Raw genomic sequence first — 16,145 nt, 5'->3', positions numbered from 1 at the left:
GCCATTTTTCTGTCGCTACTTTACCGTGACACCTATCAGTCTGTGGCCAATAGGCAGGAGAAAGCGATATGGGACATAATCTGGCAGAATTGTCCAAAGAGGATATGGATAAAGTTAACGTAGATCTGGCAGCATCAGGTGTTGCCTTCAAAGAACGTTATAATATGCCAGTCATTCCTGAGGTTGTGGAAAGAGAACAGCCCGAGCACCTGCGTAACTACTTTCGTGAACGTGTGATGTTTTATCGCCAACGCTCGTTACAGTTCTCTCGTTTACCCTACGAGCCTAAGTCTAAATAGCGATTTCCCTCCTTCCAATCCAATACGGGTTTACCGTGGAAAACATCGCTTTCCACGGGTTACATTCTTACACAGCAAAAATGATTTTCTGCTTGCATATTGGCTCGCACAAGAGGTTAATGGAATAGCACCCTAACCTTTTATCAAGCGAGGCAAGATATGAGTAAAGGACTGGATAGCAAAAAGAACGGTAAGAAAAAACCATTGAAAACGGCCGCCGAAAAACGGGCCGACAAAAGAGCGAAGAAAGCACAAGCTGATATTACCTGAGTCCTGATGTTGCCCAAGTAATGTGCCATGCCGATCGGGTAAACCCGAAAATGGGTTTACCCTCATAACCGCAGTTGCTAGCCCTTATTCGTGACCGTCTTCTGCTTTTTCAAGCACCATCAATAGGAAAGCATATTCTAGCGCGATATCATCATAGCGTTTGAAGCGACCGGATTTTCCACCGTGCCCAGCATCCATATCGGTGTATAACAACACCAGACGATCGTCCGTTTTAACTTCCCGTAATTTTGCTACCCACTTTGCAGGTTCCCAATACTGAACCTGAGAGTCGTGTAACCCAGTAGTCACCAGTAAATGTGGATAGCGCTGAGCGGTCACACCGTCATAAGGACTATATTGCTTGATGTAGTCATAGTAGGTTTGTTCATTCGGATCGCCCCACTCGTCATATTCTCCGGTCGTCAGCGGAATTGACTCATCCAGCATTGTCGTCAACACATCAACAAACGGAACCTGGGCCACAACCCCTTTGAACAGATCGGGTGCCATATTGACTACCGCGCCCATCAAGAGCCCTCCCGCACTCCCTCCCATCGCGAACATGTTTTCTCTGTCGCCATAGCCTTTTTCTATCAATGCCTGGGACACATCGATGAAATCCGTGAAGGAATGCATCTTATTGAGCAACCGACCATCGTCATACCACCGCTGACCCAATTCACCACCGCCACGAATGTGCGTTAAGGCAAAAACGAACCCTCGATCCAACAGGCTCAGACGGCTAACGCTGAAATCTGGCTCCATGCTATTTCCATAGGCACCATAACCGTAAACCAGTATCGGGTTCTTACCAGGGCTGAAGTGATCGCGGTGATAAACGAGGGAAACGGGTACATCAACACCGTCCCTGACGGTGATCCATAAACGCTCGCTCCGATAGTTATCCGGGGAGAAATCTTTTACCTCAGCTTGCTTAAGTAACTGCTGGTCGCCCGTGTCCAGATTCAATTCATACAGCGTGCTGGGCGTTGTCATTGATGAGTAACCATATCGCATCAATGCCGTTTCTGGCGTAGGATTGTACGACAGCCACGTCACATAGCTCGCATCATTGAAAGCGATCGTTTTCTCTTCCTGTGTATGCCAATGGATCTGACGTAATCGGGTTAAACCGCGTTCCCTTTCTTCGACCACCAGCCAATCACGGAACAGTTCAAAACCTTCCAGAACGCGGTGTTCACTTGGAACAATCAGTGTTTCCAGCGTTTGCTCATCAGGTTTATCCGAACGGTAAAGGCCGAAGTTCTTTCCTTCTCGGTTGGAGCGTAGGTAAAATCGTCCCTGATAGTGATCGATGCCATATTCATGATCTTTCCGGCGTGGAATGTATACCTGCGGCACAGCCTCTGGGATTGTCGCGTCGAGCAATAGCACCTCAGTCGTTGTGGTGCTGCTGAGATAAATGGTGATGTAGTGCTCTGATGTCGTTTTGCTCAGGCTGACATAATAGGTGTCATCTTTCTCTTCATATATCAGTTCATCTTGTGCCGGGTCGCTCCCCAGACGGTGACGGTAGACCTGATACGGCAACAGCGTTTGTTCATGTTTACGCACGTAGTACAACACCGTCGAATCTGCCGACCATTCAGCACCTGCGGTCACATTTTCGATCACATCCGGTAACCATTCGCCGCTGTTAAGATCGCGAAAACGAAGTGTGTACTGCCGACGGGATAAAAAATCCTCCGAGAGCGCCAACAGTGTGTTGTTTGGGCTAACCTCAAGTGCGCCGAGACTATAAAATTCATGTCCCTCCGCACGTTGATTCCCATCTAACAGCATTTCCCACGTTTCTGTTGCGTGCTCAAGCTGGCGCAGATAGATGGCGTACTCTTTACCCGGCTCATAGCGACTTTGGTAGCGATAGCCTTTTCTGACATACGGCACCGACATGTCCGTCGACGGTATGCGTTTAACCATTTCGTCATACAGCGACCGTTTACGTGCTTCGTGAGGCGCCATAATGGCTTCACTATAGGCATTTTCCTGTTCCAGGTAGGACAACACCTGCGGATCGGTACGCTGGTCATCACGCAGCCAGTAATAATTGTCGATACGCGTATCGCCATGTGTGCTTATCGCGTGGGGCTTTTTTTCAGCTTGCGGTGTCTTCATCGCGTCGGATCTCATTGTCTTGACATAAAATTTTCACTCTGTAAGAAGAGTGGCACGATTGCCCAGCAATGCCAAGCCACGTCCTTGTCTCTTGGTGCGCTTTTGCGTAATACATTCCAGAGCCCGCCCTCTTTAATGCGCACGCAAACGTTTTCGTTTATACTGCGGCCATTTTTCACAACCCGATCAGGTATAAGGTTATGTTAACGATTGGAACCGCCCTGCGTGCGGATGCCACACGAGTGATGCTGCTTGGCTCCGGTGAATTAGGCAAAGAAGTGGCGATTGAGTGTCAGCGCCTTGGAATCGAAGTGATTGCGGTCGATCGCTATGCCGATGCCCCTGCGATGCAGATTGCACATCGCAGCCACGTCATCAATATGTTGGATGGCGACGCATTAAAAGTGTTGGTTGAAGCAGAACGTCCTGATTATATCGTGCCGGAAATTGAAGCCATCGCCACCGATATGCTGGTGGCATTGGAAAAACAAGGCCACCATGTTGTCCCCTGTGCTGAAGCGACACGCCTGACGATGAACCGTGAAGGCATCCGTCGTCTAGCTGCCGAAACCCTCGGTGTGCCGACATCCACCTACCGTTTTGCCGACAGCAAAGAGAGCTTTCATCAGGCAGTAGAGGCAATTGGCTACCCCTGCATTGTGAAGCCAGTCATGAGTTCATCCGGCAAAGGGCAAAGCCTGATTCGCTCCGCTGAGCAGTTAGATCAAGCGTGGAACTACGCCCAACAGGGTGGTCGTGCAGGCGGCGGGCGCGTCATCGTTGAAGGGTTGGTAAATTTTGATTTTGAGATCACCCTGCTGACCATCCATGCAATTGACGGCATTCATTTCTGTGCACCAATCGGTCACCGACAAGAAGAGGGTGACTATCGTGAATCCTGGCAGCCGCAACAGATGAGTGAACTGGCACAGAAACGCGCGCAAAAAATGGCCAGCGATGTCGTAAAAGCGCTCGGCGGTTATGGCCTGTTCGGCGTTGAACTGTTCGTCTGCGGGGATGACGTCATCTTTAGTGAAGTCTCCCCTCGCCCACACGATACCGGCATGGTGACGATGATCTCTCAGGATCTGTCCGAATTTGCCCTACACGTTCGCGCTTTCCTTGGGCTGCCAATTGGCGCGATTCGTCAGTACGGCGCATCGGCTTCTGCCGTGATTTTGCCTGAACTGGAGAGCAACAACGTACGCTATCAGGGACTGGAAAGCGCGCTCCTCCCTCATACGCAAATTCGCCTGTTTGGCAAACCGGATATCAGCGGCAAACGCCGTATGGGCGTTGCGCTAGCCAGTGCAGAAACGACGGACGATGCTGTTGAAATCGCCAAGCGCGTCGCGGCGAGCGTAAACGTTAGCGGTTAATATCTACTGTTGCTGATTAGGTGGGGTAAACCGTCACTGACGGCGTACACAACGCTTGTCATAAAAAAACGTAGGGAACGTTTTTCAACGTCGCTTGCGACGGCCCGCAGGGTGATGGACAAGGATATCCGTCATAAAAAAACGTAGGGAACGTTTTTTAACGTCGCTTGCGACGGCCCGAAGGTTGACGGACAAGGATGTCCGTCATAAAAAAACGTAGGGAACGTTTTTTAACGTCGCTTGCGACGGCCCGCAGGGTGATGGACAAGGATGTCCGTCATAAAAAAGGCCACTCGCAGTGAGTGGCCTTCGTCATTCAGTAGCCAGTAAACTTACGCTTTTGCGCCTGCAACAGCTTCACGCGCCAGTTCAGTAATACGTGCGTAATCACCGCTTTCCAGTGCATCGTTCGGCACCAGCCAAGAACCACCCACACACAGCACGCTTTTCAGCGCCAGGTAATCACGGTAGTTATTCGGCGTAATACCACCAGTCGGGCAGAAACGGATATGAGCAAATGGACCCGCGATCGCCTGAAGCGCTTTCACGCCGCCGTTAGCTTCGGCTGGGAAAAATTTGAACTCACGTAAGCCGTAATCCATACCCAACATCAGTTCAGACACGGTACTAATACCTGGAATCAACGGAATATTGCCTTCCGTTGCCGCTTTCAGCAGCGGCTCGGTCAATCCCGGACTAATGGCAAACTGCGCACCCGCCTCAACCACCGCAGCCAGTTGCTCAGGGTTTGTCACCGTACCCGCACCCACAATGGCTTCAGGTACTTCTTTGGCAATCGCACGGATCGCATCGATAGCACAGTCGGTACGCAATGTCAGTTCCAGAACGCGAACGCCGCCCGCGACTAACGCTTTTGCCATCGGCACCGCGTGTTCCAGTTTGTTGACCACAATCACAGGAACAACGGGACCCGTTGTCAAAATCTGTTCCGCGCTCGTTTTCCAGTTTTTCATCAAAAGTTATCTCCAGTCATGCCCGAAGGCATCATTAATTATATAGCGCGCCCCTGCCACAGGGATCTGCGTTGCCGCAGATGCCAACCGCACCGTAAGCCATACATTAAAACCGTGGAATGCCGGCATACTTCGGCATTCCAGCTACTGACGTATTATCAAAAAATTACTCGAACTCATTCCAGGAACGACCATCGCGAGTGATCATCGCTACGGATGCGACAGGCCCCCAGCTTCCCGCCTGGTAAGGCTTCGGTGCATCGTTGTCCATCGCCCACGCATCCATGATGGAATCCACCCATTTCCAGGCTTCTTCAACTTCATCACGGCGGACGAACAGCGCCTGAATCCCGCGCATCGTTTCAAGCAACAGACGCTCATAGGCATCTGCCAAATGCTGCTGATTAAAAGTTTCAGAAAAACTCAAATCCAGCTTCACCGTTTGCAGGCGGTGCTTATGCTCTAATCCCGGAATTTTATTCAGAATCTGGATTTCCACACCTTCATCCGGCTGTAAGCGAATGATCAGTTTGTTCTGCGGTAACTGCTGGTATGAATCATGGAACAGATTCAACGCAGGATTTTTAAAGTACACCACCACTTCTGAGCATTTTGTCGGCAAACGTTTACCCGTACGCAGGTAGAACGGCACGCCAGACCAGCGCCAGTCGTCGATGTCGACACGAATCGAGACAAAGGTTTCCGTACTGCTACTTTTATTCGCACCTTCTTCTTCCAGGTAGCCCGGCACTTTATGACCCTGAACAAAACCAGAAGTATATTGGCCGCGTACGGTCGTTTCGTGCACGTTGGAACGGTCAATACGACGCAGTGAACGCAACACTTTCACTTTTTCGTCACGGATGCGATCCGTCGTCAAATCAGACGGCGGTGACATCGCAATCATCGTCAGAATTTGTAACAGGTGATTCTGGATCATGTCGCGCATCTGACCGGCTTTGTCAAAATAGCCCCAGCGCCCTTCAATCCCGACTTCTTCCGCTACCGTAATCTGTACATGGTCGATCGTCCGGTTGTCCCAATTTGAAGAGAACAACGAGTTGGCAAAGCGCAACGCCAACAGGTTTAGAACGGTTTCTTTACCCAGATAGTGGTCGATGCGGTAAACCTGGCATTCGTTAAAGAATTCCGCGACCTGATCGTTAATCACACGCGAGGACGCTAAATCGGTACCCAGCGGTTTTTCCATCACCACACGTGCCGGGTCTTTATTTAGCCCTGCGGCCCCCAACCCTTTGCAAATCGCACCAAATGTGCTGGGCGGCATCGCAAAATAGTTGATGGTAGTACGATTTTTCTGGTCAAGCATCTTGCCCAGTTTGTTGAACGCTTTCGTGTCTTCCACATCAAGATTGCAGAAATCCAAACGACTGCTTAGCGTTTCCCACAACTTATCGTCGATGGCTTCTTTCATAAAGGTGTCAAGCGCTTCGCGCACGACGCGGGTATACTCCGCTTTATCCCAATCCGCACGACCCACTCCAATAATTTTGGTGTCCGTATGGATGTGCCCTGCTTTTTCCAACTGGTACAGGGAAGGCAGCAATTTACGGCGCGCCAGATCGCCCTTGGCACCGAAAATAACCAGATCGCACGCTTGGGCTGTTGAAGTTACCGCCATGTTCATCTCCTCGTTGCAGGATGCTGTAATTTTATTACAGCGCTAATGTACTCTTTTTGACTACAGCCAGTAAACCCATCATAAAAATGCCAAATAACGGGTGGTATTGACCGAAAACCACACATAAATCGGTCTGTGCCGTGGTTGGAATCACTTATTGATTTGCCCTAAACCGAAATTTTTCGTCGTTTTTGACAGTCGATTACTTTTCTGAAAGTTAGACACATGTCATGTTCTGGCAAAAAAAGGACCCAACTTAGCATGTTGCCCGCTGCCAACCACCACAGGGTCGTAGTATATTTTCATGACCTGCATTTTTTCACGTAATGCATGCCAGTTGTACCTTTAGTTGAAATTGGAAAAAACTTACATGGCCCTTGTCGTATGAATATGCTGGAAAAAATCCAGAGTCACTTAGAACTCTTGAGCAAATCAGAAAGAAAAGTGGCTGAAGTGATCCTGAGCACTCCGCAGACGGCCATTCACTCCAGCATCGCGACCTTGGCAAAAATGGCCGACGTCAGTGAACCAACGGTTAATCGTTTCTGTCGTCGCCTTGAAACTAAGGGTTTTCCCGATTTTAAACTACATCTGGCGCAAAGTCTGGCAAACGGTACGCCGTATGTGAACCGTAACGTTGAAGAAGATGACAGCGTTGACGCCTACACCAGTAAAATCTTTGAATCCGCGATGGCTGGCTTAGAGCAGGTGAAATCCAGTCTGGATGTCACTGCCGTCAACCGCGCCGTGGATTTGCTCACGCAGGCAAAGAAAATCTCTTTCTTTGGCTTGGGTGCCTCCGCCGCCGTCGCACACGATGCGATGAACAAATTTTTCCGCTTCAATATCCCCGTCGTTTATTTCGATGACATCGTTATGCAGCGCATGAGCTGCATGAATTCCAGCGACGGCGATGTCGTAGTGTTGATCTCCCATACTGGCAGAACCAAGAGTCTGGTCGAAATGGCGCAGTTAGCGCGCGAGAATGATGCAACCGTGATCGCCATTACCTCGGACGGCACACCGCTGGCGCGTGAAGCCTCGCTAGCACTGCGGCTTGATGTGCCTGAAGATACCGATGTCTATATGCCGATGGTGTCCCGTATCGCTCAGTTAACGCTGATCGATGTGCTGGCGACAGGATTTACTTTACGCCGCGGAGAAAAATTTCGTGATAACCTGAAACGGGTCAAAGAGGCCTTGCGCGAATCACGCTTTGATAAAGATGAACGATTGATCAATCCCTTCAGGTGATAGGTCATTTTTAGATTGTGCTTTGTTTTTGAGTTATACCTTATACCCTAAATAATTCGAGTTTCAGGAAGGCGGCAAGCGAGGGAGTCCCGATGAGCTTACTCAAGTAAGTGATTCGGGTGACTAAACGCAGCCAACGCACATGTAACTTGAAGTATGACGGGTAATGAGAAATGAGCGGTATCATCAACCTGTTTCATCTTGAGGTGACCAGAGACTACGGTCATGGAAAGATGACGGGGATTACCTGTACAGTATGATAATCAGACTCAACACGATGTTCGAATAACGCAGGTGAAATAGTTTTGTTGTAAAGTGACATTTTGCACCGTTATTCGACGCTTAATCGCAACACGACAGCTTCACAAGTGAACGGAGTTATACATGTCCAGACGGCTCAGAAGAACCAAGATTGTCACCACCCTGGGGCCCGCTACCGACCGTGATAATAATCTTGAAAAGATTATCAGTGCGGGCGCTAACGTAGTACGCATGAATTTTTCTCACGGCACAGCAGAAGACCATCAATTACGTGCCAACAAAGTTCGTGAAATTGCGGCAAAATTAGGCCGCCATGTTGCCATTCTTGGCGATCTACAGGGTCCAAAAATCCGTGTTTCTACCTTCAAAGAAGGTAAAATTTTCCTGAATGTCGGCGACAAATTCTTACTAGATGCCAATTTAGCGAAAGGCGAAGGCGATAAAGAAAAAGTCGGGATCGATTATAAAGGCTTGCCGAGCGACGTGGTGCCAGGCGATATCCTGCTATTGGATGATGGTCGGGTACAGTTGAAAGTCCTTCAGGTTGAAGGTCTGAAAGTATATACCGAAGTCACCGTTGGTGGGCCGTTGTCTAACAACAAAGGTATCAACAAACTCGGTGGCGGCTTATCTGCCGAAGCGCTGACGGAAAAAGATAAAGCCGACATTATTACTGCCGCAAAAATTGGCGTCGACTATCTGGCTGTCTCTTTCCCTCGTACCGGTGAAGACCTCAACTACGCACGCCGACTCGCACGTGACGCAGGCTGTAACGCCAAGATCGTATCAAAAGTTGAACGCGCAGAAGCCGTTTGTTCAGATGCCGCAATGGATGACATTATTCTGGCTTCCGACGTGGTGATGGTCGCGAGGGGCGATCTGGGCGTCGAAATTGGCGATCCAGAACTGGTGGGGATTCAGAAGAAGTTGATTCGCCGCGCCCGTCAGTTGAACCGTGCGGTTATTACCGCTACGCAGATGATGGAATCGATGATCACCAATCCGATGCCAACACGCGCCGAGGTGATGGACGTCGCCAACGCCGTACTCGATGGCACCGATGCAGTGATGCTGTCAGCAGAGACCGCGGCGGGTCAATATCCTGCTGAAACCGTCGCTGCCATGGCGAAAGTGTGTTTAGGCGCGGAGAAAATTCCAAGCATCAACGTTTCCAAACATCGCCTTGACGTGCAGTTTGATAACACGGAGGAATCCATTGCGATGTCTTCCATGTACGCGGCCAACCACCTGAAAGGGGTTACCGCGCTGATCGCCATGACGGAATCTGGCCGCACTGCGCTAATGATGTCCCGTATCAGTTCCGGCCTGCCCATTTTCGCCATGTCTCGTCATGAGCACACGCTGAATCTGACCGCACTGTATCGCGGCGTCACCCCTGTACATTTCGATAGTTACACCGATGGCGTTGCCGCGGCCAATGATGCGGTGATCCGACTGCGCGATAAAGGCTTCCTGATGTCTGGGGATCTGGTCATCGTTACACAGGGCGACATCATGGGGACGGTAGGTACAACCAACACGATTCGCATTCTACGCGTGGAATAATCATTGCATGACCGATCCGCTACGCAGTGGTGGGCGGTTCATTCGAGCAAAAAGCCGGACGATTTCTCGTCCGGCTTTTTTATCAATCAGCGGCTACCCGCGATTCATCTCGCAATTAATTACGGTATAAATCATCCCGACAATACGGTTCAATTTCTCCCGGCTTACGGGTTTTTAACAGCTTCAGAATCCAGGTGTACTGTTCTGGGTTCGGCCTGACCAGAATCTCTACTTCTTCATTCATGCGCCGTGCAATGTAAGCATCATCCGCTTCCGCCAAATCATCCATCGGCGGACGAATAAACACATCCAGACAACCGTCTTTGGCGTTATACACCGGGAACAGCGGCACAATATCAGCGCGACACACTTTCATCAGCCGTCCGACGGCAGGCAACGTTGCCTTATAGGTTGCGAAGAAATCCACAAACTCGCTGTGCTCAGGGCCGTGATCCTGATCGGGTAAATAATATCCCCAGCACCCGGAGCGCACGGAGCTAATAAATGGTTTAATACCATCGTTGCGGGCATGGATGCGTCCACCGAAGCGACGACGTAACCGATTCCACCAATAATCCACCAGCGCATTTTTCTGGTTGTGGAACATCGCCGCCATACGCTGCCCGCGAGAGGTCAGCAGCATCGCTGGGATATCAACGCCCCATCCATGCGGAACCAGAAAGATCACGTTCTTCTCTTGCGCTTTAATGCGTTCAAGAATGTCTTCACCATGCCAGCGCACATACTTCTCTATTTTCTTCGGGTTACGAATCCCCACTTCTACCATCATGATCATCGACTGAGGTGCCGTCGCAAACATGTCATCAATGATGGCTTCGCGCTGTGCTTCCGTTAATTCCGGCATGCAATACAGCAGATTAATGCGAGCACGGCGGCGAGCACCTTTTGATATTCTCCCAACAAAACGCCCTAACCCGCCCAGCACCGGGTTTCTTAACCGAGCGGGAATATAGGCTGCGAGTGCCATCACACCAACGCCTAACCAAACGCCCCAATAGCGCGGATGAAAAAAGGCGCGTTGAAACTGGGGAACAAATTCAGCGTTCGATTTTTTTTCTTTTTCCATGCCTAAACTCTTCAGATCAATCAATAAACACAATCATAATTGTCGCTTAGCGTTTAGCAACACCCGCCAACAATTACGCAAAAACACATCTGCTCGACAATAAAAACCAAGAGCCTGCGTTCTATAAATGAAAATGCCGGCAGCAAGCCACCGGCATAACATGCAGTCCGTACTATCCTAAATCATTCGAGTTGCGTGACAAAACGTTAACATTTTGACCAACGCACAAACAACGTAAAGTATGACGGATATCGTTAATCAAACTTAAGCTGCGGCACGACTTCCTTCACCTGCGCCAGATAGTCACGACGCTCTTTACCTGCCAGCCCTTCAGAGCGCGGCAGTTGCGCCGTTAACGGGTTAACTGCCTGCTGGTTGATCCAGAATTCGTAGTGCAGATGCGGCCCAGTGGAGCGCCCTGTGTTACCAGATAGCCCGATGCGATCGCCACGTTTCACTTTCTGCCCTGGCTTAACCAGAATACGGTGCATATGCATGTAGCGCGTGGTGTACTGGCGGCCGTGACGTATAGCGACATAATTCCCCGCAGCACCGCTGCGCTTTGCAATCACCACTTCGCCATCCCCAACAGCTAGAACGGGTGACCCTACCGGCATAGCAAAATCGACACCTTTATGCGGTGCGACGCGCCCGGTCACCGGATTCAAACGACGTGGATTAAAGTTGGAGGAAATTCGGAACTGTTTCATGGTCGGGAAACGCATAAAACCACGCGTCAGACCAGAGCCTTCGCGATCGTAGAATTTGCCGTCTTCCGCACGAATGGCGTAATAGTCTTTACCACCGGTATTCAGGCGAACACCGACCAGCTCACTTTGTTCACTTTTACCATCAAGCATTTCACGGGACATCAGCACAGAGAAGGTATCGTCTTTGCGTAATTTACGGAAATCCAACTGCCATTGCAGTGCTTTGATGACTTCACGCACTTCTGTGCTGGTCAAGCCAGCATTTTTTGCGCTGCTGACAAAACTGCCACTCACCCGACCATTCAGTACGCTGTTGCGCCACTCACCTTTCAGCGTTTCAATTCGCTCTTTAAAATCTGTACCCACACGCTCATAAATGCGAGTTTCACGGCGGGACATCTGCCAGGTCAAGCTTTGCAGATCGCCATTCTCTCCCAAAGCCCAGGATAGCTGTTGACCAATTTTCAAGTTTCGCAAATCTTTATTCTGGTCAGCGAGTTGGGTGACATCGGCAATATCAATGCCGTACTGCGTCAAAATACTGCTTAAGGTATCCCCCGTAGAGACGATGTACTCGTGGACGCCGCCTTCATCGGCAACCTTATCATCGAGCTCATCTTGTGGGATGTCATCATCAGGCGAGGGTTGATCTATCGGCTCACTGGCTTCAGGCGTCAGAGTACGCAGTTGGCTGGTTTCCAGGTCGATATCTTTCACAATGACAGGGGCATCATCGACGTGGGGATAAACAAAAGGCCGCCAAACAGCGACGGCCAATGTCACAACGGTAAGCGACCCCAGCATGACGCGATGGGGGCGTGGTAAACTGTTATACGCCAGAGCGATAGTTCGGACTATCTGCTGCACTTATTCGTATCCTCATAATTTTTCCTCCAGACAGCTCACATACTGGTTCGATAGTTGCAACAAGAAATCGGCATAGCTATCTCTACCCAGTGCAATATTGCTTCCCAATGGATCGAGCACACCCGAGCGCACGTCGGTTCCCTTGGCAACAGCATTAATAACGGCTGGCCTGAATTGTGGTTCAGCAAAAACGCATACGGCTTTGTGCTCAACCAACTGTGTTCGTATTTGATGTAAACGCTGTGCACCGGGCTGAATTTCGGGGTTAACAGTAAAGTAACCCAAGGGACTTAATCCATAGTGTTTCTCAAAATAGCCATAGGCATCATGGAACACGAAATAGCCTCTACCCTGCACAGGCGCTAGCATCTTAACAATTTTTTCATCTGCTTGTGCAATTTTATCCGTGAAATAAAGCAGATTCGCGTCTAGTTTGTCCTTATTCTGAGGCATAAGTTCCAATAATTTTGCATGAATAGCGATTACCGCCTGTTTTGTCATCTCCGGCGAGAGCCAAATGTGCATATTGTACTCACCATGATGGTGATCATCGTCGCCGTCATCATGGCTGTGCTCGTGACCTTTTTCATGCTCATCATGTGCCTGCTCATGGCTATCTTCATGATCGTGTCCTGCCTCTTTTTCCAGCGCAGATTTAATGCCTGGCAGCGTGGAAAGCGCAATTTGCTTTGCTGGCGAAATTTTCGCTAACGGTTTCCCAAGGAAGGCTTCCATTTCCGGCCCAACCCAAATCACCAGGTCGGCGGACTGTAAACGCTGGACATCAGACGGGCGCAAGGCATAATCGTGGGGCGATGCACCATCAGGTAATAGAACCTCAGTTGGCGTCACGCCATCGGCAATCGCCGACGCAATGAATCCCAAAGGGCGAATGGACGTAATAACCGCAGCGGATGCCGCGTTGATTGACATCCCACTTGCGAGTAGCGCGCTGGCAACAAACACACTTTTTAACCATTTTTTGGGCTGAATACATTTTTTTTGTTGAATTGATTGCTGCATGAAAGTCGATCCCATCGATTTTTATCGTGTTGTTTGTTATATTATAACGTTACATGAGTTATGCAAACCGAATTATATGTCTACATTGGTATCACTTAATAATATTTCAGTAACATTTGGCAGCCGAAAGGTTCTGTCAGATATTTCTCTGACCTTGCAGGAAGGTCGAATTCTGACGCTGCTTGGGCCGAATGGCGCAGGAAAATCAACGTTAGTGCGCGTGGTCCTGGGACTGCTTTCCCCCACTTCTGGCTCGCTGGTGCGCGATCCTGCGCTGCGTATCGGTTACGTTCCACAGAAGCTGCATCTGGATACCACCCTGCCCTTAACCGTCAGCCGTTTTATGCAACTGCGCCCCGGCGTGAAAAAGCAGGATATTTTACCCGCCCTTAAACGCGTTCAGGCTGCGCACCTGCTGGAACAACCGATGCAGAAACTCTCCGGTGGCGAAACCCAGCGCGTCCTCTTAGCTCGCGCACTGCTCAACCAGCCTCAGCTTCTGGTGCTGGATGAACCGACACAGGGTGTCGACGTCAATGGGCAACTGGCACTGTACGACCTGATTAATCAGCTACGGCAGGAATTCCACTGCGGCGTACTGATGGTGTCACACGATCTGCATTTGGTGATGGCGAAAACCGATGAAGTCCTGTGCCTTAATCAGCATGTTTGTTGCTCCGGTACGCCCGAAGTGGTTTCCCTTCATCCCGAATTTTTAGCCATGTTTGGTCACCGCGGCACGGAGCAATTAGCCATTTATCGCCATCATCATAATCATCGCCATGACCTGCAAGGGCGCATCATTCTAAAAAGACAAGGTGGAAACGACGCATGATAGAGCTGCTGTTTCCCGGTTGGCTGGCGGGGATTTTGCTGGCTATTGCCGCAGGCCCGCTCGGTTCGTTCGTCGTCTGGCGACGGATGTCTTACTTCGGCGATACGCTGGCGCACGCATCCTTACTCGGCGTTGCATTTGGTCTGCTGCTAAACATCAACCTTTTTTCCGCCGTCATCGCCGTAACGCTCATTCTGGCACTTGGATTGGTCTGGCTGGAGCGACGCCCCTATCTGGCCGTCGATACCTTGCTCGGCATCATGGCACACAGTGCGCTTTCGCTTGGATTGGTCGTCGTCAGCCTAATGAACAATGTACGCGTGGACCTGATGGCGTACCTGTTTGGCGATTTACTCTCCGTCACCACAGAAGATCTGTGGGTTATCAGTGCTGGCGTGATCGTCGTTGTCGCCGTCATGCGTTGGCAATGGCGCGCCCTGCTTTCCATGACGATCAGCCCTGAGCTGGCGCATGTCGACGGCGTGAAACTCCAACGCACCAAGTTGCTTCTCATGCTGACGACTGCATTAACGATTGGCATTGCCATGAAATTTGTTGGCGCATTGATCATTACCTCACTGCTGATCATTCCCGCCGCTAGCGCCAGACGTTTTGCACGGACGCCGGAACAAATGGCAAGCATCGCGATTATTGTTGGCATGATTGCCGTGACAGGCGGTTTGGCCTTCTCGGCTGGCTACAATACACCGGCGGGACCCTCGGTGGTACTGTGCGCATCATTGCTGTTTATTGTCAGCCTGATTAAGCGGCAACCCACTTAGTCATTGGTAAAAAACCAAAACGAAAAGCCCTTCTGAATCAGATATTCAGAAGGGCTTTATATTTTGAAGGCAGCGTGACCCGTTTCTATTTCCGGTTGGCCATATCTGGAATGATTAAATCGCCCCGTAAGACATACGAACCCAGTACATCCTGCGTTTTTTCATTGAGCCAGGAGACAATTCTGGCGGCTACCGCATCCATCGAGTATTCAATTGCCGGTATTGCCGGGATGCCCGGAACATCGAGAGAACCGGCAAGACTGAATACCATAATGTCTTTTGGCACCGATTTATTAAACGCCTGAAGCTGTGTAATAACACGCTTGGCTTCCAGTTCATCCGCGACCAGCAACGCATTGAAATTCAGCGTCGTACTGTTATTGAGCAGCACTTGCAACGCTACCGATGACGATGAAGAGGAATCCATAAAAATCAGGTTGCGGTTAAACGGCAGAAAGTTATTTTCTAGCGCTCGCTTATACCCTAACAGCACCTGTTCCGCCGAGCTGCTGGCGGCGGGATTAATCAGTGCGATTTGCCGTCGTCCCTGCCGAATCAGGTAATTACACGCTGTTTCTGTGGCAAAAGCATGATCGAATTGTAGGCTGTTGGTGGTATCAGCCTCCATGCAGTCGATCAGAATAATGTTCTTATCGGCCAGATTCAGCGGAAAACGGGCGCCGATGATTAAAATATCATCACACAAGCCGCTAGTCAGTTCATCCAGCACACTCAGCACTTCTGTCCTACTGCTGGCAAACCGTAACAAGAGGTGCTTTTGATGCCGACTAAAGTGTTTTTCCAGCGCATAGAGATAGCCGGTCGTCTGGTTGATGTTGTCCTGTGCGCAAATGACGCCGATACACCCAGTTGACTGGCTTAACAGCGATTGAGCGATAACGTTTGGCCGATATTTAAGCTCATCAACCGCTTTTAATACCGCAAGCCGGCTGGCTTCCTTTACACCGCGTGAACCACTCAACACCCGGGAGACTGTGGCTTTGGACACCCCAGCTAAACGCGATACATCGTTGATTGTAGACATTATTTGCCCCTGGAG

Annotated in this window: 13 protein-coding genes; 6 read left to right on the top strand and 7 right to left on the bottom strand. The window is 50.2% G+C overall.

Annotation, left to right across the window (positions count from 1 at the left end; translation table 11 throughout):
- Positions 1-68 precede the first annotated feature (68 nt).
- Positions 69-299, top strand: coding sequence for a DNA polymerase III subunit theta (locus A6301_RS00155; protein ID WP_014699768.1), 231 nt, complete (start codon positions 69-71; stop codon positions 297-299).
- A 354-nt stretch (positions 300-653) separates the two neighbouring features.
- Here A6301_RS00155 and A6301_RS00150 read toward each other — a convergent pair whose 3' ends face one another.
- Positions 654-2,705 (bottom strand): S9 family peptidase, encoded by a 2,052-nt coding sequence (locus A6301_RS00150; protein WP_234256822.1) that lies wholly within the window; start codon positions 2,703-2,705, stop codon positions 654-656.
- A 200-nt stretch (positions 2,706-2,905) separates the two neighbouring features.
- On the opposite strand from A6301_RS00150, the gene purT reads away from it, so the two are divergent.
- Positions 2,906-4,084, top strand: coding sequence for a formate-dependent phosphoribosylglycinamide formyltransferase (gene purT / locus A6301_RS00145; RefSeq protein ID WP_234256821.1), 1,179 nt, complete (start codon positions 2,906-2,908; stop codon positions 4,082-4,084).
- 332 nt (positions 4,085-4,416) lie between these two features.
- Here the strand turns inward: purT and A6301_RS00140 are convergent, their stop codons facing one another.
- Positions 4,417-5,058: a bifunctional 4-hydroxy-2-oxoglutarate aldolase/2-dehydro-3-deoxy-phosphogluconate aldolase gene (locus tag A6301_RS00140; RefSeq protein ID WP_039489711.1), complete on the bottom strand. Its 642-nt coding sequence runs from the start codon at positions 5,056-5,058 to the stop codon at positions 4,417-4,419.
- A 166-nt stretch (positions 5,059-5,224) separates the two neighbouring features.
- Positions 5,225-6,700 (bottom strand): glucose-6-phosphate dehydrogenase, encoded by a 1,476-nt coding sequence (gene zwf, locus A6301_RS00135; protein WP_107170656.1) that lies wholly within the window; start codon positions 6,698-6,700, stop codon positions 5,225-5,227.
- A gap of 384 nt (positions 6,701-7,084) precedes the next feature.
- Here zwf and A6301_RS00130 point away from each other — a divergent pair, with 384 nt between their 5' ends.
- Complete coding sequence (locus A6301_RS00130; protein WP_010275858.1) at positions 7,085-7,954, top strand: MurR/RpiR family transcriptional regulator; 870 nt, start codon at positions 7,085-7,087, stop codon at positions 7,952-7,954.
- Between the two features lie 384 nt (positions 7,955-8,338).
- Positions 8,339-9,781: a pyruvate kinase gene (gene pyk, locus A6301_RS00125; protein WP_107170657.1), complete on the top strand. Its 1,443-nt coding sequence runs from the start codon at positions 8,339-8,341 to the stop codon at positions 9,779-9,781.
- 115 nt (positions 9,782-9,896) lie between these two features.
- Here pyk and lpxM read toward each other — a convergent pair whose 3' ends face one another.
- The 3 genes from lpxM to znuA form a co-directional block, all read right to left on the bottom strand.
- On the bottom strand, positions 9,897-10,868 hold the full coding sequence (gene lpxM / locus A6301_RS00120) for a lauroyl-Kdo(2)-lipid IV(A) myristoyltransferase (RefSeq protein WP_107170658.1): 972 nt from the start codon (positions 10,866-10,868) through the stop codon (positions 9,897-9,899).
- Positions 10,869-11,122: 254 nt separating this feature from the next.
- Complete coding sequence (mepM, locus tag A6301_RS00115) at positions 11,123-12,445, bottom strand: murein DD-endopeptidase MepM (RefSeq protein ID WP_215484283.1); 1,323 nt, start codon at positions 12,443-12,445, stop codon at positions 11,123-11,125.
- A 12-nt stretch (positions 12,446-12,457) separates the two neighbouring features.
- Positions 12,458-13,468, bottom strand: a complete 1,011-nt coding sequence (gene znuA / locus A6301_RS00110) for a zinc ABC transporter substrate-binding protein ZnuA (RefSeq protein ID WP_234256820.1) — start codon at positions 13,466-13,468, stop codon at positions 12,458-12,460.
- A gap of 76 nt (positions 13,469-13,544) precedes the next feature.
- Between znuA and znuC the strand changes: the two genes are divergently transcribed.
- Positions 13,545-14,303, top strand: a complete 759-nt coding sequence (znuC, locus tag A6301_RS00105; protein WP_107170688.1) for a zinc ABC transporter ATP-binding protein ZnuC — start codon at positions 13,545-13,547, stop codon at positions 14,301-14,303.
- Positions 14,300-15,085, top strand: coding sequence for a zinc ABC transporter permease subunit ZnuB (gene znuB / locus A6301_RS00100; RefSeq protein ID WP_205542285.1), 786 nt, complete (start codon positions 14,300-14,302; stop codon positions 15,083-15,085). Before znuC ends, znuB begins: the two co-directional genes overlap by 4 nt.
- Positions 15,086-15,170: 85 nt before the next feature.
- On the opposite strand, the gene A6301_RS00095 is transcribed toward znuB, so the two are convergent.
- Positions 15,171-16,130 carry a LacI family DNA-binding transcriptional regulator gene (locus tag A6301_RS00095; protein ID WP_234256819.1) on the bottom strand — a complete coding sequence of 320 codons (960 nt, stop codon included), beginning with the start codon at positions 16,128-16,130 and terminating at the stop codon, positions 15,171-15,173.
- Between the last annotated feature and the right edge of the window lie 15 nt (positions 16,131-16,145).

The organism is Pectobacterium sp. IFB5596 (genome assembly GCF_021432585.1).
Taxonomy (GTDB): Bacteria; Pseudomonadota; Gammaproteobacteria; order Enterobacterales; family Enterobacteriaceae; genus Pectobacterium; species Pectobacterium punjabense.
This window is presented reverse-complemented; position numbering and strand designations above follow the sequence as displayed.

Bases quoted from the DNA above. Each gene is read 5' to 3' on its own strand.
- znuB (WP_205542285.1), top strand. From the start codon at position 14,300: ATGATAGAGCTGCTGTTTCCCGGTTGGCTGGCGGGGATTTTGCTGGCT.
- A6301_RS00155 (WP_014699768.1), top strand. From the start codon at position 69: ATGGGACATAATCTGGCAGAATTGTCCAAAGAGGATATGGATAAAGTT.
- pyk (WP_107170657.1), top strand. From the start codon at position 8,339: ATGTCCAGACGGCTCAGAAGAACCAAGATTGTCACCACCCTGGGGCCC.
- purT (WP_234256821.1), top strand. From the start codon at position 2,906: ATGTTAACGATTGGAACCGCCCTGCGTGCGGATGCCACACGAGTGATG.
- A6301_RS00095 (WP_234256819.1), bottom strand. From the start codon at position 16,130: ATGTCTACAATCAACGATGTATCGCGTTTAGCTGGGGTGTCCAAAGCC.
- A6301_RS00140 (WP_039489711.1), bottom strand. From the start codon at position 5,058: ATGAAAAACTGGAAAACGAGCGCGGAACAGATTTTGACAACGGGTCCC.
- znuC (WP_107170688.1), top strand. From the start codon at position 13,545: ATGTCTACATTGGTATCACTTAATAATATTTCAGTAACATTTGGCAGC.
- A6301_RS00150 (WP_234256822.1), bottom strand. From the start codon at position 2,705: ATGAAGACACCGCAAGCTGAAAAAAAGCCCCACGCGATAAGCACACAT.
- lpxM (WP_107170658.1), bottom strand. From the start codon at position 10,868: ATGGAAAAAGAAAAAAAATCGAACGCTGAATTTGTTCCCCAGTTTCAA.
- zwf (WP_107170656.1), bottom strand. From the start codon at position 6,700: ATGGCGGTAACTTCAACAGCCCAAGCGTGCGATCTGGTTATTTTCGGT.
- A6301_RS00130 (WP_010275858.1), top strand. From the start codon at position 7,085: ATGAATATGCTGGAAAAAATCCAGAGTCACTTAGAACTCTTGAGCAAA.
- znuA (WP_234256820.1), bottom strand. From the start codon at position 13,468: ATGCAGCAATCAATTCAACAAAAAAAATGTATTCAGCCCAAAAAATGG.